This is a genomic window from SAR324 cluster bacterium (genome assembly GCA_015232315.1).
In the GTDB taxonomy this organism is placed as follows: domain Bacteria; phylum SAR324; class SAR324; order SAR324; family NAC60-12; genus JADFZZ01.
This window is the reverse complement of record JADFZZ010000027.1, coordinates 62189-69138: the sequence shown is the minus strand read 5'-3', so window position 1 is coordinate 69138 and position 6950 is coordinate 62189. Positions and strand designations below refer to the sequence as shown.

Annotated in this window: 5 protein-coding genes; all 5 read right to left on the bottom strand. The window is 42.7% G+C overall.

All coding sequences use genetic code 11. The features are described from left to right. Positions 1–281: 281 nt before the first annotated feature. The 5 genes from HQM11_16110 to HQM11_16090 are packed head-to-tail and all read right to left on the bottom strand — an operon-like array spanning position 282 to position 6880. Positions 282–1718: an undecaprenyl-phosphate glucose phosphotransferase gene (locus tag HQM11_16110; GenBank protein MBF0352557.1), complete on the bottom strand. Its 1437-nt coding sequence runs from the start codon at positions 1716–1718 to the stop codon at positions 282–284. A 1-nt stretch (position 1719) separates the two neighbouring features. After that, the gene (wecB, locus tag HQM11_16105) at positions 1720–2850 is read right to left on the bottom strand and encodes a UDP-N-acetylglucosamine 2-epimerase (non-hydrolyzing) (protein MBF0352556.1); all 1131 of its coding nucleotides are present in this window, start codon (positions 2848–2850) and stop codon (positions 1720–1722) included. A 6-nt stretch (positions 2851–2856) separates the two neighbouring features. Then, positions 2857–3897, bottom strand: a complete 1041-nt coding sequence (locus HQM11_16100; GenBank protein ID MBF0352555.1) for an SDR family NAD(P)-dependent oxidoreductase — start codon at positions 3895–3897, stop codon at positions 2857–2859. Positions 3898–3935: 38 nt separating this feature from the next. Further along, entirely contained in the window at positions 3936–4688 is a 753-nt protein-coding gene (locus HQM11_16095; GenBank protein MBF0352554.1) for a WecB/TagA/CpsF family glycosyltransferase, read from the bottom strand. Between the two features lie 2 nt (positions 4689–4690). Beyond that, positions 4691–6880, bottom strand: coding sequence for a bi-domain-containing oxidoreductase (locus tag HQM11_16090; GenBank protein MBF0352553.1), 2190 nt, complete (start codon positions 6878–6880; stop codon positions 4691–4693). Positions 6881–6950 lie beyond the last annotated feature (70 nt).

Sequence of the window (6950 nt, the reverse complement as noted above, 5' to 3'; positions counted from 1 at the left end):
CCGAGGACTTGAAGAGTTTTGAACCTATCATTCAACGCATCTTGAAAATGGCCGCATAAACAGTATGTTACAAAATCAGTCTGCTTTTTAAAATGAACTTTTACCTTTGGAAGGTGAGAAAGTATAGAGCCTGTATACCTGAGATAGGTTTTGTTCTGTGATGCGGTTAACCGGAGAACGTCGGGACGTAGTCCAGTGCTACCATCGTTTGTAGCCGCTTCAAGGCTGATCATGCGTCAAAGTTTTCTCTTTTATTTTTCGATGATTCCTTAAACAAGGAATTACCATGCATTTTTATCAAAAAAAATGCGTAACACCGTCAGAAAAATTATTTTAATGTCAAACCATAAAGACCAGTTTTCGATGTAATGCAGATCAAATTCCACCCGGCGTTTCATTTTATCGATCGTGTCGGTTTCACCACGCCAGCCATTGACTTGAGCCCATCCGGTAATGCCTGGTTTTACCTTATGGCGGAGCATATAGCCATCCACAATATCCTTGTAAGCTTCATTGTGTTCTACCGCATGGGGCCGAGGTCCCACAATGGACATTGTGCCTTGTAGAACATTGATAAACTGGGGGAGTTCATCCAGACTGGTCCGTCGAATGAATGCACCAAAGGGGGTGATACGGTTGTCATTTTTGGTGGCTTGGGTGATCTGCCCAGGTTCTTCCTTATGCACAATCATGGATCGAAATTTCCAGATTTCCACTTCTTTTCCATTCCATCCATGCCGTTTTTGTTTAAAAAATACGGGACCGGGAGAACTGAGTTTAACGCCAATCGCAACTGCCAGCATGAGTGGACTGATCAGTAGCAGAATCAGAAACGCAAAAATTCTGTCTTCGAAGCCCTTTACGATTCGGTTGACACCAGCAATCGGGGTACTGGACAGATTCATGACGGGAAAACCGGCAATTTCGCCGATGGAGTGATTCAACAACTGAAATCCGAATATATCTGGAAATAATCTTATTTCCGCAGTGCTGTGACGAAGTTGGTGAAGCACCTCCTTGATACGTTTTTCTGCTCTCAGCGGGAGCGTAATCCAGATTTGATCTATGGCACAATTTTTGACGAATTCGTCCACGTCATCCAGAGTACCTATTACTGGAATATTACCCACATGCTGGTGCTGTAACAACGGATTATCGTCAAAAAAACCTGTTACTTTAAATCCATACCATGGACTTTCCTCTATTTGTTTTGCAATGGAGTCCCCTAAGGAACCTGCCCCAATAATTACCACCATGCGAAAGTTAAACCCGCGTTTGCGCAACCAGATTAAAAACAATCGAATGCAGACTCTGGACAAAATATAAATGGATCCTGCGCTGGTGAACCATAAAGCAAACCATAACCTGGAGAATCTTTCATCCCGTTGAGGAATTACAAAGTTCTGAGTCATGAATCCCATAATCATGAACAGAATCGTGACAGTTCCCCACGCCTGAATGACCGTTCCAATTTCAGAAGAAAGACTTCTTCCTCGTAAAGGCGTGTATAGGTTGGGGAACATCGGAAAAATCAATGCCACCATCATTCCGCCCAGAATGATGACCTGTAAATATGGCGGTGACATCTCCCATTGCCCAAACCGATACCAATGTGTGAACACAGCGGTAACAATTCCAATCAATATGTCAGTCGTCTGAATAAGCCAGCGTAACAGGCTTGAGTTTCTTTGCAGGATTCCCTGGTGGCGTGGTTTCATGTTAATTTGGCAATTCTTCCAAAAATTTAACAATTCGTTGTGCCGCATGACCATCTCCATAAGGATTATGGGCCATCGACATTTTTTGATATAGAGTTGGAATCGTTAGGAGATCGATAACAGCCTGGACAATCTGATCAACATTTGTACCAACAAGTTTGGCCGTTCCCGCGGCAATGGCTTCTGGTCGTTCGCTCGTATCGCGCATAACCAATACTGGTTTCCCCAGAGAAGGAGCCTCTTCTTGTACCCCACCTGAATCTGTCAGAACCAGGGTACAACGCTTCAGTAGCATTACAAACGACAAATAGTCCACTGGCGCGATCAAATGGATATTGGGCATATCCTTGAGCAAGCTATAGACAGGCTGTTGAACGTTGGGATTCAAGTGAACTGGATAAATAATATGTAGAGTTGGTTGTAGTAACGCGATGTTTTTGATGGATTGACAAATATTTAGAAATCCCTGCCCAAAATTTTCTCGGCGGTGTCCTGTTACTAGCAGAACTGGAGCGGAACTGTGAACAGTCTCCATGACCGATTTACCTAGTTTTTCGTCAATATTGACAAATGCTGGTAATTTTTCAACCGTCATTTCAAGCGCATCAATAGCCGTATTGCCTGTAATGATGATTTTAAAATCCCGAATTCCTTCATTCAAGAGGTTTTGACGTGACACTTCTGTAGGAGCAAAATGCCATGCTGAGAGCCGACCTGTGAGTTGCCGATTTGCTTCTTCAGGAAAGGGACTTTGAAGGTTGTATGTTCTCAGCCCAGCTTCCACATGCCCCACAGGAATCCCCGCATAAAACCCTGCCAGTGCCGCCGCGAATGAAGTAGTTGTATCCCCATGCACCAGAATCAGATCTGGTTGATCTTTTTTTAATACATCACGCACACCAGACAAGACGCGACAGGTGATATCTGTTAAGTCTTGCCCTTGTGTCATCAAATCCAGATCATAATCAGGAACAATCTCAAACAATTGCAACACCTGATCCAGCATTTGCCTGTGTTGCGCCGTAATGCACACTGTTCCGACAAGATGGGGACTTTGAGCAATTTTTTTCACAACAGGCGCCATCTTAATGGCTTCAGGTCTGGTTCCAAAAACGGATAAAATTTTTTTCATCTATAGTTATTTCTGAATACGATCTTTAACAGCAGATGACATACCGGGAGTGAATGCGGCATCACGTTCAATCAGGGGCCATTTTTCCTTAAACCAGTTAACAGCGTTGACTAATCCCGCATCAAAATTTGTTTTAGGCGTATAGCCAATCAGGTTATGGGCTTTATCAATAGAAGCTTGCAGTCGGCTTTTAGTATCCCATTTTCTACGTGTAGCCATCTGGACTTTTGATGAACTGCCTGTAAGTTTGATAACCATGTTTGCCAGATCAATTATTTTTGTTTCCACTCCTGAAGCGAGGTTGAATTCCTGACCAACTGCCGCTTTGTCATATCCTGCGCGTAATAATCCATCCACCAAATCCCCCACATAAGTGAAATCGCGCGTTTCTTCCCCTGTTCCTGTAATAGGCAAAGCCTCACCTTTCATCGCCCAGTAAATAAAATTAGGAATGACATTACGATATTGACCGGGAACTTCACCAGGACCATAAGAATTGAAAAAACGAGCCTTCACCACTGGAAGATCGTAGTGATTGAAGAAAAAATTGCAATAGAGTTCGCCCAGCATTTTGGTAATCTGATAGGGTGTGCTTAGATTCATGGACATAAAATCTTCTTTCAGTGGCAAAGGAGCACTGCTTCCATATATTGAACAACCGGAAGACGCATAAACAAATCGATCGACCTTACAGAATTTGGCATATTCCAGTAATTTTAGGGTTCCCTGGCCATTCACATACAAATCCACCTCAGGATAATCAATCGAGTTTTGATTGGCAAAGAATGCCGCTAAATGAAACACAATCTGAGGATTCTCATTAAAAACACGTTTAATCATATTCTCATTGGTAATATCCCCCTTCACAAACATTACATTGGGCAGATTGGGAATATTCCACTGATAGGATGAAACCAGATTATCCAGAATAATGACGGTTTTTGCGCCAGCTTCGGCAATAGCTCGACTGAGATTACTACCAATTGCACCGGCACCACCCGTAATCAATACAGTTTTTCCTTCATAATGTTTTACGTAATCACTCATCTCGACCTTTCCAAAAAAGAGTCACTCTGTGACATTTATTATTTATGCGTAATTCGTTGCTCAACACATTTTTTCATTACCATTTTAATATAAGTTGGATAGGTTTCCCTATATCTCGGCCAAAATCTTTTTGGTTCCTGTATCAGTCGATACAACCATTCCAGACCCAAGTCGCTAATCCATACTGGAGCAAGAGTAACAAATCCAGCTATAATATCCACACCACCTCCTACGCCAATGGCCACAGGAACACCGATCTTTGAGTGATTTTGCATCAAAATGCGTTCTTTTAACGGTGATGTCATCGCAGCCATCAATACATCCGGTTTTGCCTGCCGGATTTGTTCAAAGATGCGTTCTTCATCCTGTTCCTTGAAATAACCATGATGGGAACCTACAATTTTAATATTGGGATATTGTTGTGCCATATTTTTTACCGCTTGTTCCAACACTTCCTGTTTTGCACCAAGGATGAAATATTTGTAGTTTTTGTGTTTGGTTTTTTCCAGGAAATGCAATATCAGTTTGGCTGTACCCACAGGCGATTTCGCCTTATATCCCAGCAAAGCAGCACTCCATTGATTCACCTTGCTATCGAGCGTTAGCAGGTCCGCTTTGTCATAAGTATCTTTAAGAAGCTGATTGGTCTGGGCACGCACCACCAGTTCCGCTGCTGTGGAACATACAATGTGTGGAGTGCCTTCTTGAATGTATTGTTCCATTTTTGCCACGGCTTCATCCAGATCCACGTTATCATAATGTAATCCCATAAAATCAATTTTATTATCCATATTCAAACCTCATTATTTGTCAGCGTTGCGGGTATCTCCAATCGTTGTGATTGCCCGGTCTTCAAAGATTCTATTATTTTTAATGTACAAAGTGTGGTGTAATATAACTCTGCAAATGGAATCAGAAACTGTGAACTGGAAGTTGAGAGATGTTTCACATAGGCTTCCATTTCCTGTCTAATTCCCATTTCCCTTGAAATCAATGAGGAGGATTGGGTTTTCCCTTTGCGAACCAGTTGAAGTTTTTTAAAATTATCAATTACGCCAATGGATCCATCACTATAAACTTCCAGGCGTTCTCTGGAATAAGATAAGTCACCTTTGGATGTATAGACCAACGATGCCGTTGATCCATCACTAAAACGAATGATGCTGGATACGTTATCATCCAATTCAATGGGTAACTCTGTGTGAACAGGTTTGGATGAATAAGCAGACACTTCAACAGGAACTGCATCTGTCAGAAACTGAAATAAATCAATAAAATGACACATTTCTCCAATAATACGCCCACCACCTTCTTCACTGAATATCCAGTGATCATTTTTGATAGACCCCGCATTGACTCGGTATTGGATCACCAAGGGCGATTGTCTGTGTTGAAAAAAATCTTTTAGTTTCTGCACTAATGGCGCAAATCTTCTGTTATAGCCAACCATGAGTTGGGACGATGAATGTTTCAGGACTTCAGCGATTTGTATTAGTTCCTGTTCATTTACAGCCAGCGGTTTTTCCACAAAAACATGTTTACCCGCCTTGAGGGCGTCAATCACATATTGAGCATGTAAATTATGGCGTGTCGCAATAAAAACCGTATTGATCTCGGTATCTTTCAGGATTTCATTTGCATCTGTTGAACTGTACTGGAATCCAAACTTTCTCATTGTATTTTTTGAGCTAATTCCGGTCGCTGTAGCAACTCCCAGCAAATGAACGGCAGACAAACCACCGAGATAAGGGATCAAATAATTCTGGGCAAAACTTCCAGCACCAATGAATCCGACATTAATTTTTGCCAGAGAAGATCGTTTGACTGATGTTGGATTCGTAACAACACGGCTTGAGGAAATCTGTTCTGCATAACGAAAAACAATTCCTACAAACTTTTCAGTCTGCTGGTTAATCATGTCATAAACCGCTGGAGCCTCTTCCAAAGGGAATTGATGAGATAAAATACCCTCCAGCGAAATTTGTCCAAGGCCAATCAAGTCCAGAAATGTTTCCATGTTACGTCTCACCGTCCATCGTGAATATCCCGGAGGATAATCATGTCCCTGTATGTAAGCGGGATCGTAACTTCCTGGACCAAACGCTCTGGATACGACGACCGTCAATTCTTTGTGGTAGTAATCATTTCTGGGCGCCTGAATATCTCCAGCCCCCAACAGAACCACTTTGGCCTTTTCACGGCATAATTGCCCTGCCAGTTGTAAGGTTTGCTCCTCATTACCTGAAGCCGTAATAATCACGACATCCAGGCCAATTCCATGTGAACAACCGAGAGCAATCTCTGACACAGGATCATTCAACACATGCGCGACCGCATGAATGCCGTGCAGTTTAGCCAGTTCAAACTTACTTTCATCCAGATCAATTCCCAAAACCAGAGCACCCGCGTTTTTAGCCATTTGACTGACTAATTGCCCAATCAGTCCCAACCCGATCACACCAACCCGATATCCAAGTTCAATCTGAGCCAATCGAACCGCTTGCAATGCAATAGCTCCCACGGCGCCAAAGGAGGCATGTTCTCCGGGAACATTATCTGGAACAAGGTTACACATAGCAGCAGGGGTACAAACAATCTCCGCGTGAGCCGCATATCCTTCACCAGCGCAAGCCACACGATCTCCCACTTTCAGATGCTCCACACCAGCTCCAACAGCCAGTATTTTACCCATAGAACTGTATCCAAGAGAAACAGGAGTATCGAGTTTGTTGAAAACTTTTTTAACAGTTGGAATCACGCCTTCCTGATGCAGGTTGGTCAGCACTTGCTCGACCTGATCTGGACGTGCTTTGGCTTTTTGCAACAGATTCATTCTGGCTGTATCAACTTTGGTTTTCTCAGTCCCCGCACTTATCAAGGAAAATTGAGTCTGTACCAGAACATGGCCATTTTTCACTCCTGGCGCGGGAACGTCCTCAACACTCAATGTTCCAGTCTTATAATTTTGCATGATTTGTTTCATGGATCGTTCTCCAATGGGTTAATGTCTTATCCTGGAATATTTATGAGTTCTACGTTTAAAATCACTATGG

Coding starts and splice junctions, on each gene's coding strand:
- HQM11_16110 (MBF0352557.1), bottom strand. CDS start 1,718: ATGAAACCACGCCACCAGGGAATCCTGCAAAGAAACTCAAGCCTGTTA.
- wecB (MBF0352556.1), bottom strand. CDS start 2,850: ATGAAAAAAATTTTATCCGTTTTTGGAACCAGACCTGAAGCCATTAAG.
- HQM11_16100 (MBF0352555.1), bottom strand. CDS start 3,897: ATGAGTGATTACGTAAAACATTATGAAGGAAAAACTGTATTGATTACG.
- HQM11_16095 (MBF0352554.1), bottom strand. CDS start 4,688: ATGGATAATAAAATTGATTTTATGGGATTACATTATGATAACGTGGAT.
- HQM11_16090 (MBF0352553.1), bottom strand. CDS start 6,880: ATGAAACAAATCATGCAAAATTATAAGACTGGAACATTGAGTGTTGAG.